Raw genomic sequence first — 20,548 nt, forward strand, 5'->3', positions numbered from 1 at the left:
GTTTAGCGGAGGAGTGGCCGCCACCAATTTTCATGCTCGAGATACCACTGCACCGTGGAACGAAAGGCATCCGACGGACTCTGCCTTGGTTTCCATCCAAGCTCGCGACGTATTTTCGATGAATCAATCGCATAGCGAAAATCGTGACCAGGCCGATCGTTCACGAACTGAATTTGATTGGCATATGAAAGCCCGTTGTTAGAAGGATGGAGCTCATCCAGATGCTGACATAAATTTCTAACAAGATCGATATTCCGCCATTCCGCATTGGCTCCGATCAAATAGGTTTCACCGCAAATTCCACGCTCGGCGACTGCTAACAAGCCTTCGCAATGATCCTCGACATGGATCCAATCGCGGACATTCATCCCATCACCATAAATCGGAATCGATTTACCGCTGATCGCATTGATGATCGCCAATGGAATCAATTTTTCCGGATACTGACGTGGACCATGGTTATTTGCGCAGTTGGTTACGATCGCCGGTAAACCATAAGTGTCATGCCAGGAACGGACCAAATGATCACTCGCTGCCTTACTTGCGGAGTAGGGCGAGTGTGGGTCATAGCAGCTCGATTCCGAAAAACTGCCAGCCTCGCCCAACGAGCCGAAAACTTCATCCGTAGATACGTGGATGAATCGAAATGCCGCCTTCCTCTCTGCTGTTAGATTTTCCCAGAAATGCAACGTCGCTTGCAATAGAACCGCCGTCCCGACGACATTCGTCTGCACGAAATCGAGAGGAGCATGGATTGAACGATCCACATGACTTTCCGCCGCCAGATGAAAAACTGTGTCTGGCATAAACGAGGAAAACGCCTGATTCATGGCTGCAGCATCAGCAATGTCAGCTTGGAGAAACTCGTAGTTCGGGTGAGCTGCCACATCGTCCAGAGATCTTAGATTCCCGGCGTAGGTCAGTTTATCGATATTCAGAACGCGGTGACCTTTGCCAAGAAGATGCCTCACCAGATTGGAGCCGATAAATCCAGCGCCACCGGTCACAATCGATTTTGGAGAATTCACCGACATGATTCATAGCCGTCCGATCAGCAGATGGCCTGTATCCAATCACGCGATTTCCTCCTGATTTCGCAAGCCCGATCTCAACGATTTAGCCTTCAGAGCAAACTAACCAACGCGGCAAGAATGATTTCATTTCAATAACGCCGCATAGGACACCATGAAGAGATCACTCATTCTTGCCAGCGATCGGCTCCGCGCTTTTTTCGCCTCAAACATGCTCCGTCATTCCTTCACTGAGCACTCTTTCACCACTTGTTCCCAGGTGAAAGATTGGTGCAGCATATCCGCAAGGAAACCATTCTTCGCAGATAATTTGGTGACATGTTTCAGAGCATCCAAGTTTTCAAATCGGCTGAACAATTTTCGACGAATGGTTTCTTTGGGAACCACTTTAACACCGTATCCTTCGGGCTGATTCGCCGACCAAAAGCGAACAGAGGTTTGGTCCTGACCAAGAAACACCACTGAATGACCACGCTCCTTGCCGCCGATTTCATCGGTCCACCAAATCTTCATGAAGTCGCCCGGCTGCGCTTGGGTGTAATCAGTGAAATTCCTGCCGCACTTCAGTTCCTGAAATAATTTTGCAGTGCCTGGGCCATTCGCATTCCATCGACCGAATACTAGTTCCCCATCCTTCACACCAAGGTCTGCAAGCCGTTGCAGCGCATCTGTCGATAGCGTCACGTTGCCGCCTTTGCGCAGCATCTCGATCGTTCTGAGAAAAACCACATAAGTGGCGCCGGAACAAAAAGTTGCCTTCGTCCCCTTGAGGTCTTCCTGGATGACGCCGTCTTGGATTGTCACATGAGAGGCCAATCGATCGACCGCCGTTTGCGAAGCATCATAGCCTTTTCCGCTAGGCATGGTTTTGAGCGCTTCAAGAACATAGCGATTCAACCCGGCTGGTTCAGCAGCCCATGAGCTCGATAATCCAAAAGCAACTCCGCTAACGATCAGAACGATCGACATCAGCACTCTCCAGTAATGACCGAAACCTTGTTTCACAACACGACCATTTCTAACTTCAGAACACCGATATTTCAATGCCTTATCCGGGTTCGAGTTGTGACTCGAGAACATCCAGCATTCGCATAAAAATCACGCGCGCCTCATCCTCGGTCACGGAGGATTCATCAGGCAGTGGAATGTACTGCAGACTGAAATGAAATCGATCATTGAACTCTGAATCAGGCTCTTCATCTCGAATTTCCATCTCAAGGACATACTCACCCCGGTTGATTTCGATGTGCCCTTGTTTCGCCCGATCCAGGCATTTCCGAAGCTTGTATTTGGGATTAAAGGATAGCCAACCCATATACTGACTGTCTCCGTCAGCGCCATTGAAGCCGAGTCGGATATCCACATAACCATCCAATTCCAGATTAGGTGTTAGATTGGCAAGGTCTTCTTTCAATGGCTTGAGTGAAGGGCCATTCTCGGTGGAAGCCGCATTTATGATTGCTTGCACTAACCGACCGGGAAAGTCATCGCCATCCAGCAACTCCTTCTTGAATCCCGCTTCCAGGTAGGCTTGCCGCAGCTTCGCGATATGAGCAGCCCTAGCTTCAGCAAACTTTCCAGCGGAGCGATCGGTTTTCCAGTCCAGCACAAACGGCTCAGACCAATGGGTGGTAATATCTGAAGAAGTATGGCCATCATCCAACCCGACCCGGACCGTCAGTGGCGCATCCTGTTCAGCGAAATCATCTAACGAAATCCAGAAATCACCATTCGCTCCCGGTTCAAAGGAGTGTTCGACAGGACCGGCACCATCATAGCCGATGTGGAGATCGACCCATTTACCGCCAACCTGTTTCTCGAATCGCACGAACCGTGGTTCGAACTGACCATCCTTCGGCTCACCAAACCCGGTAAAAGTAATCGGTTTCTCGCTATGATTCTCGAAGTGAAACCATCCGACATAAAAATCCCCTAATGGCGATGGAGTGATCTCCTTCGGTTTGAAAACGACCTCACTGCCGGTTTCAGCGGCGTGAAGTTGGATCACAGCAACAACCTGCAGCATGATCAGCGTGATCCATTTCAATGCATGAACTGGGAACAGATGCCTTGAATTCTTCATGACTGGGTGATGGCAACAAATAACTCTCCATCAACTCACGATTGGTTCCAGACCTTCCAAACGCAGAATGGGAGTTCTCGATTCGTTGGATTTTCCGATATCCAGGGTGAATACCAAATTCCAATCATTCAATTCATCGGGATCGATCAGAGTTTGATGGATAGTGGTTAGATCATCCGACAAATGCGTGTGCCGGGCATTCCGGGCTTCGGGATCGAGCCGAATTTGCTGATGACTTTCATAGTATGAATCAAGTTGTCGGATCAGTCTCTCATTCGTCCACAGCTTGCCTTCTGAATCTGCTGGTTCAATGAGCGAGAGCACGGTTTCGATCTGATCGCGAGCCAGCGCGGTAACCAGCGTGAGGAGATGATTCCGGAGTTGGCGTGTGAAGCTCAGCTTGTCCTTGGTGTAAGGGATCTTCGCTTTGAATTCCGCAAGTCGTTCGGCCGCTTTATCGGCTTTCTCTGCGGCATTCTCATCGATCGCTTCCGGATGCTGGATGTTCTGCCATTCATCCAACAAGCTTGAGTCGGTATGGCGGACGATGAGTTCGAGAAACGACTCCGCCTCATGTAGCTCTTCCGTTTTGAAAGTATCAGGAACGGTTTGCGAAAGAACCTTATAAACTTCGGTTAGATGTCGCAGCAGGACCGCCTCCCCACGCTCCAGTTTGTAGGTCTTCACATAATCTTCGAACGATTGGAAATTCTCGATCATCTCCCGTGCGACCGATTTCGGCCGGACATTTTCATTCGCCAGATACGGATGTCTGATTTTGTATTCGTTGAAAGTATCGTAAATGAAATCCTTACCGGGTTTTGGCCATTCAACTTCCTCCAAAGCCGCGATGCGATCGTCGTATTCGACGCCCTCGTCTTTAAGCCTCGCCATCAGTTCTGATTTCAAAAGATCAATCTGCTTGCGCAACACCGCGTCCGGGTTTTCCAAAATCGCCTCGATGAGTGAAATCACATTCACTGCGTAATCTGGAGATTCCCGATCGAGCTGGGGAATCGCATCTAACAACCACAGCCCGAGCGCGTGATTGAGAGAAAAATCCTCCGGCAAATCGATATCCAGCAGAACCTTTCGAGCATCCGTTCGCTTTGAAGTTGGCAGAATGTGCAGCACTTTTGCCTGCACCAGCCCGCGGAAAAGAGTGAAGGCGTGTTTGCGCAATGATTTCTTTTTTCCCTCCGTTTCATGGGAATCCGCGATGAGCTTTTTCAATGCTGCGCACCCATCTTCTTTTTCGCGAGACAGGACATTGAGCAGCATGCCGTGAGTCACCGAAAAATTCGAGACGAGTGGCTCCGGCGGAGACACGATGAGCTTTTGCATCGTCGACTCATCCCAATGAACGTAACCTTTCTCCGGCGGTTTGCGTTTCACAAACGACTTTTTCTTCTTGGGATTTGCAGCCGCTTTCTCCTCAAGTTTCAGGTTCTCGATGATGTGCTCGGGTGCCTGAATCACGACGTAACCGATCGAGTCAAACCCGCGCCGTCCCGCGCGCCCGCAGATCTGCCGGAAATCCCGCACAGCAAGGATTTTGGTACCACGACCATCGTACTTGCAAAGGCCCGTGAGCAGCACGGTGCGGATGGGAACATTCACCCCAACGCCCAGCGTATCCGTTCCGCAGACGACTTTGAGCAATCCTTTCGCTGTCAGTTTCTCAACCAACAGCCGATATTTCGGCAGCAATCCCGCATGGTGAATGCCGACTCCATGGCGCAGGATCTTCGAAAGTTCGCGCCCGTAAGGAGAACGGAAATCTGCGGCGTCCAGCGCTTCCGCGATCGCCGCCTTTTCCTCTTTGGTGCAGAAATTGGTCGAAAGGAGATTGCGGGCGGTTTCCGCGCAGGCTTTCTGCGTGAAATGCACCAAATACACCGGTGCTTTCCCGTCCTCATTCAGCTCCGCGACTTTTTCCTGCAACTGGGTGGTGGAATACGAAAACTCAAGCGGCACCGGTCGTTGATCCGACTGCACCAAAGTCGTCTCCGCGCCCGTGAGTTCGGTCATCATTTTTGAGAAAAACGACGAATCACCGATGGTGGCGGACATGAGAAGAAACCGGGCTTTCGGCAAGGTGAGGAGAGGAATTTGCCAAGCCGCACCCCGGGAATGGTCCGAATAATAGTGAAATTCGTCCATGATCACATCGTCCACACGCGCATCCGCTCCGTCCCGGAGAGCGATGTTCGCCAGGATTTCCGCGGTGCAACACAGGACGGGCGCTCCCGGGTTCACCGTGGCATCGCCGGTCAACAAACCCACATTTTCCGCGCCGAAACTGTGGCAGAGCGAGAGGAATTTCTCATTCGCCAGCGCTTTGATCGGCACCGTGTAGTAAGATCGCCGCCCTTGGCACATCGATTTGAACTGCATCGCCAACGCCACCAGGGATTTCCCGGAACCGGTCGGCGTATCGAGGATGACATTCTTATCCTGAAAGAGTTCCAGAATCGCCTCCTCTTGATGATCGTAGGGTTCGGTGCCGGATTTCGTAAGGAAATCGAGGAAAACGTTCAGAATTTCGTCAGCAGACGATCCTGGCGGGACAAGAGATGGGCTAAGATGGGCAGACATGCGGGACAGGTGGAGCGACGGGATAAATCATCGTCTCCGCGCAAGAGACTATTTTAAGTTGGTGCGCGGGAGAAGGTCGTTTATGGTGGCCGCCCCGCGAAGGAAAATATATGGCGATCAACGGAGAAGAATTGGCACTCGCATGTGCAAAGGCAGCAGATGACATCCAGGCGGAAAACATCCGCGTTTGGGACATGCGGGGAGTTTCCAGCATCACGGACTACATGGTGGTATGCTCCGGCTCATCCATGCCGCACCTTCGCGCAGTCCTTCGCGACATCGCCGGCCAGGTCGAGGAACTCTACGGCAACAAGCCCGCCTTTTCCGAAGGCAAGGCAGACACCCGCTGGGTCGTGCTCGATTTCGTCGATGTGATGGTCCACGTGATGCACGATGAGCTGCGCGATTTCTACGCCTTGGAAGAACTTTGGGCGGACGCGAAAGAAATCGATTGGAAAAAGGCCCTGGCCTGATCAGCGATCCCGCGCTTCAAGCGCCCTGAATCCGACATTCGTGTTTTTTCTGCATTGGCCGATCGGGGCACGATGTTCCATCTTGCGGCCAGCCCATGTCCGATTCTTTCGTCCACCTTCACCTGCATACTGAGTTCTCCCTGCTGGACGGCATGATCCGCACCAAGGATCTGGCGAAACGAGCAGCGGAGCTTGGCATGCCTGCGGTGGCAATGACCGATCACGGCAACCTCTATGGCGCGATCGAATTTTACCAAGCGTGCTCCAAGGCAGGCGTAAAACCGATTTTCGGCTGCGAAATCTATCTGGCCCCAGGCTCGATGGAGGACAAAAAGGAAATTCTGGGCCGCAAGCGGGCGACCCACATGACCTTGCTGGCCGAAACGAACGAAGGATGGAACAATCTCAGCAAACTTGTTTCGAAGGGGCACCTCGAAGGACTTTATTATGGGAAACCGCGAGTGGATCGTGAGGTCCTGCGCGAGTTTTCCAAAGGCATCATCTGTCTAACAGGCTGCATTTCCGGCCCCGTCAACGAATGGCTGCTGGCCGACGACGAAGAGAAGGCCCGTGAAACGATGGCCGAGCTGGTCGACATTTACGGCAAGGAAAACGTTTATGTTGAAATCCACAACCACGGGTTGGAGCCACAACGCAAGGTCACTCCCGGGCTGCTCAAACTCGCTCAAGAATTCGGCCTCAAACCTGTAGCAGCCAACGACGTCCACTTCCTGAATCGATCCGATCACGAAGCACACGATGTCATGATCTGCATCGGCACCGGTCACTTGCTCATCGATGAAAACCGGATGCGTTACACGCCGGAAGTTCACTTCAAAACGCCTGAGGAAATGCGCCAGCTGTTCGCGGAAATTCCGGGCGCATGCGACGCGACCCTGGAAATCGCCGAGCGCTGCAACGTGACGATCAAGCTGGATTCGACTTCGTCCGAAAAATACCCGCAATTCGGAACACCGGATGGCTCACCGCGTGAGGAATACATCATGCGGATTTGCGAAGAAGGCCTGGTGAGGCGCTACGGCCCCGAGCGAGCTGCAGAACCCGAAGTGGTCGACCGGTTGAAATACGAAGTCGGCATCATCAACCAGCTTGGATTTGCGTCCTACTTCTTGATCACCGCCGACTTCATTCAGTGGGCCAGGGATAACAACATCCCAGTCGGCCCTGGCCGGGGATCGGCCGCAGGCTCGCTCGCCTCTTACGCGATGGGCATCACCGACATCTGCCCGTTGCGGTTCGGATTGTTGTTCGAACGATTCCTCAACCCGGAACGGGTGAGCCCGCCCGACGTCGATATCGACTTTTGCCAATCCCGCCGTGCGGAGGTGATCGATTACGTCCGCAAGAAGTACGGTGAACGCAGTGTTTCGCACATCATCACCTACGGCACCATGGGTGCGAAAAGCGTGATCCGCGATGTCTCGCGAGTGATGGGAATTTCCTATGGCGAGGCCGATCGGATCGCCAAAATGATCGAGGCCAAGCCGGGGGTCACCCTTTCCAAGGAATGGGATGCAAAGCCGGAACTGCGTGAACTCATCGAAAGCAGTTCAACCTATCGCGAGCTGTGGGATTACGCGCTCAAGCTCGAAGGCATCAACCGCAACGTCGGCGTGCACGCGGCGGGTGTTGTGATCGGCGACCGCCCACTCGATGAGCACGTCCCGCTCACCCGCGGCAACGAAGGTGAAGTTGTAACCCAGTATGACATGGGCGCGATCACCGAGGTCGGCTTGCTGAAGATGGACTTCCTCGGGCTGAAAAACCTTACCGTCATCCAGGATGCGGTGGAGCACATCCGCAAGCACACCCCGGATTTCAAAATCCAGAATGTCCCTCTGGATGATCAGAAGACCTTCGAGATCCTGAACCGGGGCGAAACGATGGGCGTGTTCCAGCTGGAATCCGGTGGCATGGTCGAAACCTGCCGCAAGTACGAGATTGCCAGTATTGATGACATCATCGACTTGATCGCCGTTTACCGTCCGGGAGCGATGCAGTTCATCGACCAGATGCTCGATGTCAAAAAAGGTCGCACCAAGCCGATGTATGAACATCCGCTTTTGGAAACCGTCTGCGGATCGACCAACGGCGTCATGATTTATCAGGAACAGGTGCAGAACGCCGCAAAGCTGCTGGCGGGTTACACACTCGGTGGAGCTGACCTTCTGCGCCGCGCGATGGGTAAAAAAGACCCCGCCAAGATGGCGCAGGAGCGCTCAAAATTCGTTGAAGGCGCGGAGAAAACCAACGGCATCAATGCCAAACTCGCGAATCAGATCTTCGAGAAAATCGAGATGTTCGCCGGTTACGGATTCAACAAATCCCACTCCGCTTGCTACGGCCACATTTCCTACTGGACCGCTTATCTCAAGGCGAATCACCCGGTCGAATTCATGGCCGGATTGCTCTCGAACGAAATCAACAACACTGAAAAAATCGCCGTATTCGTTTCCGAGTGCCATCGGATGAAAATCGAGATTCTGCCGCCAAACCTCAATCGCTCACAACTCCGGTTCGCCCCGGAAAAAACACCGAGCGGCGGCGATGCGATCCGCTACGGCCTGGCCGCGATCAAAAACGTCGGCGAAGGCGCGATGGCGACGGCCATTCACGAGCGCGAGACCAAGGGCGAGTTTGCGACACTCGACGATTTCGCCACGCGTCTGGAATCCAAGGTCGTGAACAAGCGCATTCTGGAAAACCTGGTCAAGGCGGGTGCGCTCGATTGGACCAACGAAACCCGCGCAGGGATGTTTGCCCGGCTGGAGCAGGTCGTGGCCTCCGCTTCATCGGCACAGCGCGATCGTGCCTCGGGCCAGGTTTCCTTGTTCGATGCGATGGATTTTGCTCCTCAAACTCCGAACAAACAAACGCGCCGCAGTGAGGCCACGATTGAGGAATGGCCGAAAGATGAGCGGCTGGTTCACGAGAAGGAGCTGCTGGGATTTTACGTCACCGGTCACCCGCTGGATAAATTCCGAAAAGTGATCGATTCCGACCGCTATCGGAAAATTGGTTTGGTGGACGACATCGTCATCAACAACCCGCGGGACCGTTATCCGTTCGCAGGCATGGTCCGTTCGCTTGAGGCGAAAACCACGAAAACCGGAAAACCTTTTGGGGTTCTGATTTTGGAGGATTTCACGGGTTCCTCGGAAATCATGCTTTGGGGCGAAACATTTGTTCCCGCCCGCGATGCAGGATTGCTGGAACCAGGCAAAACCATCCGTCTCAAATGCGCGATCCAGGTGGACGATCGCACCGGCGGCCGCCGTATGACCGGTTACGAACTCTCCGAACTCAAGGCGCGGAAAGCTTCGGCGAAAAAGGGTCCGATCGAGCTGACTCTGTGGACCACTCGCCACGGTGAGCGAGACTTGGACGAAATCCGGGAGGCATTGATCGCCAACCCGGGGCCGACTCCGGTCCTGCTGCACTTTCAGAACAGCGCCGGGAAACGTGCCACGGTGGAAGTTGGCCCCTCGTTGAGCGCCAAACGTGGCAGCTCGCTTGAAGATGCCCTCGCACGCTGGCTGGATGATTGAGATCCAGCCTCTGGCTCGGGCATTCAAGCTCGCAGGCTACTTTGCGCAGCCTGCGAAATTCAAATTACGGCAGGATCATGAACAATCCGCCGTTGCTGGCCCAATCCGCCACGCCGACAGGAACCCAGCGGCGTTCATAGGAAGGTCCCCATGAGTCACTGACGGCCAGTTCGTTCGTTGCCTCGTTGTAGCCGACAATCATGCAGATGTGGTAAGCCTCAGATGGCTTGTCTTGCTTCGCAACTGTCTTGGCCGTTTCTGCGATGGTGGCGGCGTAGGTTTGCCAATCTTTGACTGCAACTCGGGCCTGGGTGTCTTCGTTGGCGACTTTATTGTAATCTTTCACCGAACAAAGCGTCCACATCACTGGGATTCCCTCGTCGATGTAGCGTTTCACGTCGCGGATTTTAAGATTCTTCACGTGCTCATCCTTCGGGCGGCGACCTTTGCGGTAAACTTGGGAGCGGACGTTTTCGAGCAACTTCTCGACTGAAGTTCCACCACCGGCGCTGCTTCCGCCGACCATGGCGAGGAGATACATGTCGGCATCAATGCCCATCGTCCGCATCGCGCGCTCGAAAGTCGCAGGAACGCAGTAACCCTTTGGGCCTTGGTCGACCATGGGAATTTGCGTCAGGTAAACATCGCCATTTTTCTCCCGCGCGATGGACGCCAAAAGCCTGGCTTTCAGATCCGAGTCCTTGATCCGGGTCGACTTACCACCCGCATCCGCTGTGTCGCTGGAAATGATCGACAGGCTGACATATTCGCCCGGTTCATTGGAAAGCAGGATGGCATTGCCATTCCAATCCCAGCGGACGATTTTCCGACGGGTATTTCCTTCGCCGTAGCGCTCTTCAGCACCTTTGCCGAGAATGGAAGAAATAGCATCTGAAACGGTTTGGTCGTCCTGATCCATCGCGGCTTGCAAGGAACCTTCCTCTTCGCTGACGCCACCCTTGAAGTGGTCTTCCGCAAAGCCGGCGGTGCTGGCGAAGTCGCCCTTGTTGGCGTAGACGATGGAAATACTGGTCGCCTTCCCTTGCTCGTCTGAATAAAGCGCTACCGAATAGGGCATCGCGCCGAACAGCCGGTAGCCTTTCACGAAGGAGGCGTAGAGGCGCCAGCTTTTGCCGAATTTAGACTGCGACTCCTGCTTGAGCTTCAACCTCTGCGCCAAGCTTTCGGCGTCCATCAGGTCGAAAGTTTCCTGTGTAAAGATGTCCTTACCGGCAGCTTGATTGAGGGCAGCCGATTCCGAAGCGAGTCGTTCGCCGAGCTGCTTCACGTATTGCTGATCTTCCGCGCTGAGCAGGTCGAGCGGCATGTCGAACATTTTCCCGTCTTCACGTCGCAAGGTCACGATCCCTTTGGATAACCCTTGGAAGCTGGCCTTTACTCCTTCACCGTCAGGGCTTTTATAAATGCGGAAATTGTCCGCATGCGCCATGGGCGAGATCAGCGCTAGCGCCAATAGCAGCTGCCCAAACTTAAGACTGTACCGCAACTTCATTGCGTCTCCAATCCTACATTCACCGCCGGTCGTCAAACGGAAAGCGAATTTTGACATCTAGTCACTTCGGCATTCCTTGCTACTTGTGTGATGGGGCGCGAGGGTGTTCTATCCGTCCGTTCGCAAAATTCTTCAAAGTCATGAAATTTCTTTTCGTTCCACTCCTCGTTACCGCTTTCTCGATCCATGCCAGTGCCGCTGATCCGGTGATGCGCCCACTGTTCAATGGAAAAGACTTAACCGGTTGGACCGGAGATGGATACGTTGTAGAAGACGGCACGATTGTCTGCACCCCAGCCGGTAAAAATCTGGTAACTGAGGGCACCTACACCAGCTACATTCTGGATTTTGAATTCAAACTGCCACCTGGTGGAAACAATGGCCTGGGGATTCACTATCCAGGCTACGGCGACTCTGCCTACACCGGGATGGAATTGCAGATCCTTGATAACACCGCGCCTCAATACGCGAACCTCCTTGATACCCAGTATCATGGATCGATTTACAAATTGGCCGCGGCCAAAAAAGGCTTCCTGAAGCCTGTGGGAGAGTGGAATCGCGAGCGCGTCTCCGTCCTCGGACCCGCTGTCATGGTGGAATTGAATGGCGAGATCATCCTGCGCCAAAATCTGGACGACCTAGCCGCCCGCAATCCTGAGCATCAAGGAGTTAAAAGACGTTCCGGACACATCGCATTTCTCGGCCACGGTGATCCGGTCGCGTTCAGAAACATTGGCATTGTTGAGGTTCCTCCTGCCGCCAATACCGAGGGAGTGATCGCCGCCGGGTTCAAACAGATCTTCGACGGCAAATCCCTCAACGGCTGGAAGCACGACCCCGACAATACCCACAACTGGTTCGTTTCCAATGACGTGCTCAAGCACGATGGCAAGGAAGGAGCGACCAACGATCTGTGGACTGAAAAGAGTTACAAGGATTTCACCCTGGTGTTCGATTGGCGCTGGGCTGGTGATGGCGAAAAAATGCAACGCCCGATCGTGCTTCCCGATGGCAACAACAAAACCAATGACAAGGGCGAGCCTGTCACCGAGGAAATCGAAGAGCTCGACAGTGGCATTTACCTCCGTGGCTCCGAAAAGAGCCAAGTGAATCTCTGGAACTGGAGCGTCGGGTCCGGCGAAGTTTACGGCTACCGCACTGACAAGAACCAAACGCCTGCCGTTCGTGCTGGCGTCACCCCTAAAATGAAAGCGGACGCCCCCGTCGGCCAATGGAACCGCACCATGATCACCCTTAAAGGTGACCGCCTCACTGTCGTGCTCAACGGACGGGTCGTGATTGAAAACGCTCAGCTGCCTGATGTGAACCAAGAAGGCCCAATCGGCCTGCAGCATCATGGCCAAGCGATTGATTTCGCGAACTTGTGGATCAAAGAACTCTGATTTCTCCACGAACCGGATATGAATTACGATGAGGCGATCGAATGGCTGTTTTCCACGCAGCTGTTCGGGATCAAACTGGGCTTGGAAGGTCCCCGTGCCCTGCTGAAGGAATACCTGGCCTATCCTTTAAAGGGAGTGCAGGTGATCCACGTGGCCGGGACCAATGGCAAGGGCAGCACCTGCGCCATGATGGATAGCGTGGCGCGCGCAAGCGGCCTGCGCACCGGTCTTTTCACCTCGCCTCATCTCATCGATTATCGGGAACGCATGAAAGTCTCCGGGCAAGATATCCCGGAGGATCGGTGCGCTGCGGGCCTCACTGACCTGCGGAGGATTTGCGAGAAACTTGAAAATCATCCGACATTCTTTGAGATCACTCTGGCTCTGGCCATGCGCTGGTTTCGCGAGTGTGAATGCGAACTGATCATTCTGGAAACCGGCATGGGCGGGCGATTGGATGCGACCACTGCCGTGCCTGCCGATGTCTGCGTTCTGACGCCGATCGCTCTGGATCACACCCAGTGGCTCGGTCATACTCCCGAGGAAATTGCCTACGAAAAGGCCGGCATTTTCGTGGAAGGCAAACCGATCATTTCGTCACCGCAAGACGCATCCATCCGCTCGGTGCTGGAGAAAGAAGCGAATGAAAAACGCAGCGAGGTCGAATTCACGGATCAGCCTCTTCTGGGCTACGCCATGGCGCTTTCGGGGGAACATCAGACCTGGAATGCCGCAGTAGCGATCACCGCGTTGTTTCGCGCCGGGCTTCACCTCAATTTCGACACCATACAATACGGGCTTTCCAAGGTATCCTGGCCGGGGCGCTTTGAAATGTTCAACAGGAACGGCAAGATCATCGTTCTGGATGGCGCCCATAACCCACACGCCGCAAAAGTCTTAGCTGACACCTGGAAGCTGAAATTCCGCGACGAACGTCCGACACTTTTGTTCAGCGCAGTCTCAAGCAAAGATATTTCGGGCATTTTGGAACACCTCGCGCCACTGGCTTCGAGAATCTGCATTTGCCCGGTCGATACTCCACGGGCGACGCCCACTGAAGAGCTCGCCGCCGCCCTCCCCCCCGATGCGCCGCCGCATCATTTGTTCCCTGATTTCGATGAGGCCTTCTCCGCGGCGATGAACAGTGACAGCCCCGTCCTCATTGCCGGATCCCTGTTCCTGGTCGGGGAAGCACGCGCGGTGCTGACGGAGCAAGCATTTCAATCCTGCTCGCAGTAGAACCCTGGCGACTTGGATTTTTCCAAGCACTACCCAGCTCTTGATTGCGAACTGGGATGGAAGGGCCATGCTGTTAGCGATGAAACGTGCCATCCTCCTGCTCCCAGCGGCGGTTCTTCTTTTTTCCTGCAGTTCCGGCACCGGGGTTCCGGTCGAAATCGCCCGCTCGAAAAATCCCGAGCAAGCACTGGTCGCGCATGAAAAAAACCGTGGCGATCTGTTTTTATTCTACGAGCCAACCGGCAAATCCCGCTGGAAGCAAAACTGGACTGCGCAGCTCGATCTCACCGGCGTATCCTGGAATGATGACCGAACTGCCACCCTGATCGCCCCAAGTTTTGTGGTCATGGCCGCCCATTTCGTGCGCCCCGCCAACGTGCCGGTGATGTTTCACGACCGGCACGGTCATCCCTACGAGCGTTTCATCGACAAATGTGAACGCATCCCTGGAATGGATGTAGCGGTGGCAAAACTCAATCTTCCGCTGCCTCCGGCGATCAAAGCCTACCCCTTCGCCTCGGCTGATGCCGCAAAACCTGGCCGATCCGTGATTCTCAGTGATCAGGATAAACGCTTATTTGTGCACGAAATCGCCGCTCCGGCCGGCAAGGGTGTCCGGTTTAAATTTGACCAAGATCTCGATCCGATTTTCCGCAAACGCCTGATCCCTGGTGATTCCGGGAATCCCAGCTTTCTGTTGGAAAATGGGGAGTTACACCTCCTTGAAACCCATACCACCGGTGGTCCGGGGGCAGGGCCATGCTACGCCAATCCTGAGGTCCAGGAAGCGGTCAGGAAGGCGATCGCCGAAATGGGAGGCTAAATCCCGCTGCCAGCCAGGCCATCAGTTCCAGCGGCGCAGGTTCTGATGCTCGTTCGCCACTCCGCATTCCGGGCAGCGGACGACTGGTTCGCTATTTCTCGCCTCGAACGCGTGCAAACAAAGTCGGCAAATGATCCTCCGCCTGAGCGAGCGCCGCTCGGCGCGGCCGCGCATGGAACGCGATATGACCAGCGCGAGCAAAATGAACCCGCAGCTGCCGATGATCACGGTCAGGACAAATTCAATGAGTGTCAGTTCCATCTGCAGGTTGGTTGACGAACGTCACGGCCAGGGCGATCCATTCGTGTTTTTCCGCAAAGCCAGGGTCGAATTTGACCTGGCGAAGCCACTTTTCCAGAGAACCGGCTCCGGCTTCCGATGTTCCAACGAGGGAAACGCAATCACTGACCACCCCATCCGGCGTTAAACGGATCAGGAATCGCCACGGCGTGTAAGTCATCTCCGGCGCGATTTCACCCGCAAAGGCAGGCAGCTTTTTAGGCATCGCATCCATCGGTACCTCCACCAGTGGGTAGAGTTGCGGCACCAAGCGCGCTGCATCCGGCTGTTGCACCCATTCCGGCGCTTGGTGTTTCGGAAAAACCCTTTCGCCTTTGGCCGTGAACGGAATGCCCGATACCGGCTCGCCTTGGGGTAAATCCCGGAGCTGGGGCACATAAGGCATGGATGGAGTGCGGAAGGCATCGCTTACCTGATTTTCCAGCTGCTTCATCACATTCCATGAATCCGGGTCCACCCGGGAAGGAAATGGCCCTTCCTCCTGCGCCCGTCTGGCCCACAGCTCGGCATCTTTGCCCATCCGAAGGTCGATGATGGATGCTTTTTCTTCCAGCCAATGCGGGCGGGCTGAAATATCCACCCGGACAAAGGTGATTGCGAATGCGAAAACCCCGAACAGCAACACCGCTGCCAGCACCTTGGGCATCAAGGGGGCATTCAGCCCACGCCACGGGAAAATAAATCCACTTGGCTTCGGGCCATGATGGTGGTGCCGCGCCATGATCAATCTGGATTAGGAGCCTCCGTCGCCTGGCCTACCAATGCGACCCGGAATCCCTTGGACAAGGCCAATTCGCTGATTTCCCGCTCCACCTTCACGGGAGTTCCCGCATCGGTTTGCAGAAGCACGATCGAATCGGTCGGCGCCCCGCCCTCGCGTAATTGTTCCAAGCGCTCGCCCAGCTCTTCCTGGGTCACTGCATCGCGTCCGAAATGGATGCGTGGTGCCGGATTTCCCGGCCCAAGAGTCACCACCAGGGTATTGGTGTAACGATCCAACTGAAATCGCGAAGGAGGCAAATCTACCGTCACCCCGGACCGCAAGGTCAATGACGGACCAAGCAGGATGAACATCAGCAGCAGCGCGAACAGATTCACCACCGCCACTGCATGGAGAAATCCCGGCCGCTCCGGCAACGACAGCTCCAACTTCATTTCGGCGTCTTACCCTTTGGTTTGATCGGCTTCTTCCCGGCATTCACCTCCCCGTGGAAGGGCGAAAACTCCTCATCTTCCCGCGCATCGGCGATCAAATGGACCACTTCAATTCCCGCCCGTTCGATCCGGTAGACCAAGCGCTTCGCGCGCCCCAGAAAGTAGAGATAGAACAAATAAAATGGCACCGCAATGGTCAGCCCTAAAACCGAAGTTACCAGCGCGGTAAACACTCCGCCGGAAAGTTCCGCCGGTCCGGTAAATCCACCTTGCTCACTGACTCTCTGGAAAGTTTCCACCATTCCCACCATGGTCCCCAACATGCCGATCAACGGTGCCAGCAACGCCGTTCCCAGAATCGCACGGATATTTTTTTCAATCCGCGGCACCTCCAGCTGACCTGCCTCTTGCACAATATCCCGGAGATCCCGACGATCCAGATAGTAACGGAGCAACGCTGCATGTGCCACCCGCGCCACCGGCCCAGGAGCCCGTGCTGCCTCGTGCAAGGCCTCTGCAAATGAGCGGCGCCGGATATGGTGAGCCAGCCCGACAAGCAAATCCCCCACATTGATCCGCGCCCGGTGGAAAAAGAACATTCGTTCCACCACGCACACCGCGCCGACAAACGCCAGCCCAAGCAGCACCCAGACCAGCGGCCCGCCCTGTTCCACCAAGCCCGGTGGTTCCAGCATTCCCAACATCATGCGGCCCGAAAATTACGCCCACCCGCCCGTCGCTGACCAGTACCAAAAAGAACCGTCGATCAGGTCCCGTATCTGTCTTCTTGCGCGCTTGCCTCCCGCCCTCCTCCTTTCCACCATCAGCCCATGCAAGAAGCTGCCGCCGCCCTGAAAAAACTCCTGCTCGAAAAATCCGTCCGCACCGGAACTTTCACCCTCGCCTCAGGAAAACAAAGCGACCTCTACATCGACTGCCGTGTCACCGCGCTCGATCCATTCGGCGCCGCCCTCATCGGCGATCTCGGCTGGCACGCCGTCCGTTCGAAAATCCATTCCGAGCACCTGAAAATCGACGCCATTGGCGGCATGACCCTCGGTGCCGACCCAATCTCGCTTTCCATCGGCATGGCCTCTGCACGCCAGCATCCCGATGAAGCGCTGCAAGTTTTCACCGTCCGCAAAGAGCCGAAAGGCTACGGCGCCGGCAAACAGATCGAAGGCAATTTCAAATCCGGGGACACCATTGTGGTCGTCGACGACGTGATCACCACCGGTGGATCCACCCTGAAAGCCATCGACGCAATCGAGCGCGAAGGCGGCAAGGTCGCATTTGCGATCGTGCTGGTTGATCGGGAAGAAGGCGGTCGCGAGGCCATTGAAGCCCGCGGCATCCACGTCATTCCGCTCTTCACCCGCACCACCCTGCTCGGCTGATCAGCCGGGCTTTTACGGGCTGCTTCTCAAAAACAATTTCAACCCGGGGCATGGACATTTGTCTGCCATGTCTCAGGTTGAGACCATGGAACTCGACCTTACTTCGACTCACCGTGAAGCAGCCTACGCCATCCTGGCCGGTCTGGTCACCCCAAGACCGATTGCCCTGGTATCCACGATCGATATCCACGGCCGCGTCAATGCTGCGCCGTTCAGTTTTTTCAATGTCTTAGGTGCCAATCCGCCGATTGTCGGGATTTGCCCTGGAGATCGTGAACCCGGCGTCCCCAAGGACACTGCGGCGAACATCAGTGCCACGCTTGAGTTTGTGGTGAACCTGGTCGATGAAGACCTCGGTGAGCGGATGAACCTTTGCGCCGCTTCGTTACCGCCGGGAGTGAGCGAATTGGAACACGCCGGCCTTACCGCCGTCGCCTCAAGTGTCGTCAAACCGCCTCGAATTGGAGAAGCTCCGGCCAGTCTGGAGTGCGTGAGCCGCGGCACCATCGAGATTGGTCACAACCGGCTCATCATCGGTGAAGTGCTCCGGGTTCATGTCCGCGAAGGGATTTTCAACACCGAAACCTGGCGAATCGATCCGGCCGACTACCATCCACTCGGCCGGATGCAGAGCCCGAACTGGTATTGCCGGACCAAGGACATGTTCATGATGAACCGTCCCGGCTAACGGCAATTGCTGTGAAAAAGACATTGCAGGAACGCCGCAGCTGGACTTTCCTAACGCCGCTGTCAGGGGCCGTGAAGGTTCGGCAGACGAACCCCGCCAGGCCTTGATCGGAGCAACGGTAGTTTGTCCGGATTTGTCGCGGTTTCCTGGCAGCACTTTTTTAACCCTCGCTCGGTGGGGAAATAACCGCCAGCCGCTCGACCCCGCGCTTGGAAAATTCCTCCCAGTAGCGTTTTTCCCAAGCGCCAGTCCTGGCTCTCCGTTGTTCCTCAGTCAGGCGCTCCCAGGCCTCAAAACCGATTGCACGGGCCAGATCCCGATCGGAAAGCCGGACCGCTAGCTCGTCCCAGAAACTTTCATTGCGGAATTCGTCGTAGCATTCGTGGTAGAACAGCTTTTCCTCGACTTCCTGCTTCACCCGGAATCGCTGGGTTTCCTCATCGAACTCAATCCAATCGCCGAATCCCGAGTGGCCGGCTTTTTCCAGAATCTTGCTTTCCAGCGATTCGAATGCTGCCACCTGATCCCTCGCTTCTTCCTTCTGATTCCAAGAGGAAACATTGGCCGCGAGGCTCACCATTTCCACCAGCGTCGCCAGTTCCTGATCGGATAAACGTAAATGCATTTCGTGCCGCAAACAAACCACTGCCCCCTCGTCCGGGCAAGTCCACAACTTTAATTGCAACTCAAGGCTTGATCACTCTGCAGAAATCCTCCAACTTCGCGCCCTGCCGTGCACGAGTAGCTCAGCGGTAGAGCAACCCGTTTACACCGGGTCGGTCGGCGGTTCGATCCCGTCCTCGTGTACCATCTTTTTCTTAATCTATTTTTGTCATATTCTGACAGCTGGCTCATTAGCTCAGCATCCAAGTAGGCTCTCCGGTGAAATGAGAAGCCTTCAGCCCATCCCACCATTCCTCCTCCAAAGTTCACGGATTGGGCACGACCTGTAAGCGGTAGAAATTTTTAGCATCGCCACTCGGCTCGATTTGCCAGCGCCCGCTTGCGTCGATCTGGATGCGATTTTCTGGCACCGGCTGCCAATCGTCGCCAAGGGTCTCGGATTCCAGGACCTGCAAACTGGCAAACCGAAATCGATCCTCCAACGTTAAAAAGGACAACTCGCCGTCAGCCCCGAAAATGAAAGGAGAATCCGGCATAAGCGGCTCGCTACCAAGCATATACTCCACCAGATTCGGACTCGCATCGCCATCGGGATTGGCATCCATTGCACCCGCACTCCCTGCCCAGTCGAGATAAGGCTGGTCCGGGTCCAAGCCCAGCAGGTCCCCTAAAATCACCCGATTGGCGAATGGTTCCACCGTGGTTCCCAAGGCCCGGTTGATGGCATCGACAATCTGGTTCGCAATCAACGCCTGGCCAATGGTCGCGGGGTGGAAGCCATCGTGACAGAACAGGCGATCAGGTGCATTTTCCGGGTCCGGCTCATAAGTCATGAGCGTACCATTCAGATAAAATGGCACTTCATCGAAAACCCTGGCTGTCACGGAATCGATTCTCGCCACTTCGGCGCCTAATGACGTCGCGGTTGCCATGAGTGACGCATTTGCGTCCGCGATGCGCTGCCTGGCCCGCACGCGTAAATCCGGTTCGGTATATTTTTCTGAAACCTCCGGCGTTGCCCCAATATCCGGAAAGGTGCAGATGACCACCGGGACGCTCGAATTTTCCGAGCGAACGAATTGATAGATCGTGCGGATGTTCTGAACTGCCTCGGTAAGAAGTGCAGGCGGCTGATCATCGTTGAAAATGCCGTCGTAATCGGATTTCAGGTCATTTCCACCTAACAAAATCACCACCACGCCGATGCCGTCGTCTTCCAAATGCCGGACAAGCGCGGTTTTGGTGGCATAGCAGCCGATGGCGTATGCATCGCCACTCAAGGTGTCAAAAAAAGAACTTTGGATGACGTCGATCCAGTTCTCCGTCGTAAATCCCGGCACACCGTAGTTGTATTTGTAGCCGGCATCGCGAAAATCCGGGTAGGACAAAAGGTTGGCTTCATAGGACCCAAAGGTTAGATCCGCTCTTCGATTTTCCGCCAATAGCTCCACCCAGTTTTTCGTGTTGGAATCCACCGGATTCGAGGTCGGGCCACTGAAAACCGTCTCAAACCGGTATTCTTCGGTCAAACTGTCCCCAATTGCCAAAACCTTGACCGCTTGCCCGGAGGCCGACACCACACAGGCTCCGGTCACGGCGATTGCCCATTTCAAAAAATCCATCATTCAGGTTACTTGCGGGCGACCATCTGT

18 protein-coding genes, 1 tRNA gene and 1 other RNA gene are annotated in these 20,548 nt (G+C 54.9%); 9 read left to right on the forward strand and 11 right to left on the reverse strand.

Annotated elements, in window-relative coordinates:
• Positions 1-2: 2 nt before the first annotated feature.
• From rfbB to JIN85_RS12175, 4 genes are all read right to left on the reverse strand, one after another.
• On the reverse strand, positions 3-1,034 hold the full coding sequence (rfbB, locus tag JIN85_RS12160; RefSeq protein WP_200271054.1) for a dTDP-glucose 4,6-dehydratase: 1,032 nt from the start codon (positions 1,032-1,034) through the stop codon (positions 3-5).
• Positions 1,035-1,250: 216 nt separating this feature from the next.
• Entirely contained in the window at positions 1,251-2,036 is a 786-nt protein-coding gene (locus JIN85_RS12165) for a hypothetical protein (protein WP_200271056.1), read from the reverse strand.
• Between the two features lie 43 nt (positions 2,037-2,079).
• Positions 2,080-3,114: a hypothetical protein gene (locus JIN85_RS12170; protein WP_200271057.1), complete on the reverse strand. Its 1,035-nt coding sequence runs from the start codon at positions 3,112-3,114 to the stop codon at positions 2,080-2,082.
• A 30-nt stretch (positions 3,115-3,144) separates the two neighbouring features.
• Positions 3,145-5,712: a DEAD/DEAH box helicase gene (locus JIN85_RS12175; protein ID WP_200271059.1), complete on the reverse strand. Its 2,568-nt coding sequence runs from the start codon at positions 5,710-5,712 to the stop codon at positions 3,145-3,147.
• Positions 5,713-5,822: 110 nt separating this feature from the next.
• On the opposite strand from JIN85_RS12175, the gene rsfS reads away from it, so the two are divergent.
• Both rsfS and dnaE read left to right on the forward strand, forming a co-directional pair.
• On the forward strand, positions 5,823-6,185 hold the full coding sequence (rsfS, locus tag JIN85_RS12180) for a ribosome silencing factor (protein ID WP_200271061.1): 363 nt from the start codon (positions 5,823-5,825) through the stop codon (positions 6,183-6,185).
• A gap of 95 nt (positions 6,186-6,280) precedes the next feature.
• Positions 6,281-9,754, forward strand: coding sequence for a DNA polymerase III subunit alpha (dnaE, locus tag JIN85_RS12185; RefSeq protein WP_200271063.1), 3,474 nt, complete (start codon positions 6,281-6,283; stop codon positions 9,752-9,754).
• A gap of 64 nt (positions 9,755-9,818) precedes the next feature.
• Here dnaE and JIN85_RS12190 read toward each other — a convergent pair whose 3' ends face one another.
• The gene (locus tag JIN85_RS12190) at positions 9,819-11,267 is read right to left on the reverse strand and encodes a hypothetical protein (RefSeq protein WP_200271065.1); all 1,449 of its coding nucleotides are present in this window, start codon (positions 11,265-11,267) and stop codon (positions 9,819-9,821) included.
• A gap of 140 nt (positions 11,268-11,407) precedes the next feature.
• Between JIN85_RS12190 and JIN85_RS12195 the strand changes: the two genes are divergently transcribed.
• The 3 genes from JIN85_RS12195 to JIN85_RS12205 all read left to right on the forward strand — a co-directional run bounded on the left by JIN85_RS12195 (position 11,408) and on the right by JIN85_RS12205 (position 14,732).
• Positions 11,408-12,670 carry a 3-keto-disaccharide hydrolase gene (locus JIN85_RS12195; protein ID WP_200271067.1) on the forward strand — a complete coding sequence of 421 codons (1,263 nt, stop codon included), beginning with the start codon at positions 11,408-11,410 and terminating at the stop codon, positions 12,668-12,670.
• An 18-nt stretch (positions 12,671-12,688) separates the two neighbouring features.
• Positions 12,689-13,909 carry a bifunctional folylpolyglutamate synthase/dihydrofolate synthase gene (locus tag JIN85_RS12200; protein ID WP_200271069.1) on the forward strand — a complete coding sequence of 407 codons (1,221 nt, stop codon included), beginning with the start codon at positions 12,689-12,691 and terminating at the stop codon, positions 13,907-13,909.
• Between the two features lie 79 nt (positions 13,910-13,988).
• The gene (locus JIN85_RS12205) at positions 13,989-14,732 is read left to right on the forward strand and encodes a trypsin-like serine peptidase (RefSeq protein ID WP_200271071.1); all 744 of its coding nucleotides are present in this window, start codon (positions 13,989-13,991) and stop codon (positions 14,730-14,732) included.
• 21 nt (positions 14,733-14,753) lie between these two features.
• Here JIN85_RS12205 and JIN85_RS12210 read toward each other — a convergent pair whose 3' ends face one another.
• Genes JIN85_RS12210 through JIN85_RS12225 form a run of 4 tightly spaced genes read right to left on the reverse strand, consistent with a single transcriptional unit; the run spans position 14,754 to position 16,894 of the window.
• Positions 14,754-14,993, reverse strand: a complete 240-nt coding sequence (locus tag JIN85_RS12210; protein WP_200271072.1) for an FmdB family zinc ribbon protein — start codon at positions 14,991-14,993, stop codon at positions 14,754-14,756.
• Complete coding sequence (locus JIN85_RS12215) at positions 14,974-15,753, reverse strand: hypothetical protein (protein WP_200271074.1); 780 nt, start codon at positions 15,751-15,753, stop codon at positions 14,974-14,976. Before JIN85_RS12215 ends, JIN85_RS12210 begins: the two co-directional genes overlap by 20 nt.
• 2 nt (positions 15,754-15,755) lie before the next feature.
• Complete coding sequence (locus tag JIN85_RS12220; protein WP_200271076.1) at positions 15,756-16,187, reverse strand: ExbD/TolR family protein; 432 nt, start codon at positions 16,185-16,187, stop codon at positions 15,756-15,758.
• Positions 16,184-16,894, reverse strand: a complete 711-nt coding sequence (locus JIN85_RS12225; protein WP_200271078.1) for a MotA/TolQ/ExbB proton channel family protein — start codon at positions 16,892-16,894, stop codon at positions 16,184-16,186. Before JIN85_RS12225 ends, JIN85_RS12220 begins: the two co-directional genes overlap by 4 nt.
• 123 nt (positions 16,895-17,017) lie before the next feature.
• Between JIN85_RS12225 and pyrE the strand changes: the two genes are divergently transcribed.
• The 3 genes from pyrE (at position 17,018) to ffs (ending at position 18,427) form a co-directional block, all read left to right on the forward strand.
• Positions 17,018-17,584: an orotate phosphoribosyltransferase gene (gene pyrE, locus JIN85_RS12230; protein WP_200271080.1), complete on the forward strand. Its 567-nt coding sequence runs from the start codon at positions 17,018-17,020 to the stop codon at positions 17,582-17,584.
• 67 nt (positions 17,585-17,651) lie between these two features.
• On the forward strand, positions 17,652-18,272 hold the full coding sequence (locus JIN85_RS12235; protein WP_234047392.1) for a flavin reductase family protein: 621 nt from the start codon (positions 17,652-17,654) through the stop codon (positions 18,270-18,272).
• Positions 18,273-18,332: 60 nt separating this feature from the next.
• Positions 18,333-18,427: signal recognition particle sRNA small type (gene ffs / locus JIN85_RS12240), an RNA gene on the forward strand.
• Positions 18,428-18,432: 5 nt separating this feature from the next.
• Here ffs and JIN85_RS12245 read toward each other — a convergent pair.
• Positions 18,433-18,897, reverse strand: coding sequence for a hypothetical protein (locus JIN85_RS12245; RefSeq protein WP_200271082.1), 465 nt, complete (start codon positions 18,895-18,897; stop codon positions 18,433-18,435).
• Between the two features lie 110 nt (positions 18,898-19,007).
• Between JIN85_RS12245 and JIN85_RS12250 the strand changes: the two genes are divergently transcribed.
• A tRNA-Val gene (locus tag JIN85_RS12250) sits at positions 19,008-19,082 on the forward strand.
• A 119-nt stretch (positions 19,083-19,201) separates the two neighbouring features.
• Here the strand turns inward: JIN85_RS12250 and JIN85_RS12255 are convergent.
• Positions 19,202-20,521, reverse strand: a complete 1,320-nt coding sequence (locus JIN85_RS12255; protein WP_200271084.1) for an SGNH/GDSL hydrolase family protein — start codon at positions 20,519-20,521, stop codon at positions 19,202-19,204.
• Positions 20,522-20,548 lie beyond the last annotated feature (27 nt).

This window comes from Luteolibacter pohnpeiensis, assembly GCF_016595435.1.
Classification (GTDB): Bacteria; Verrucomicrobiota; Verrucomicrobiia; order Verrucomicrobiales; family Akkermansiaceae; genus Luteolibacter; species Luteolibacter pohnpeiensis.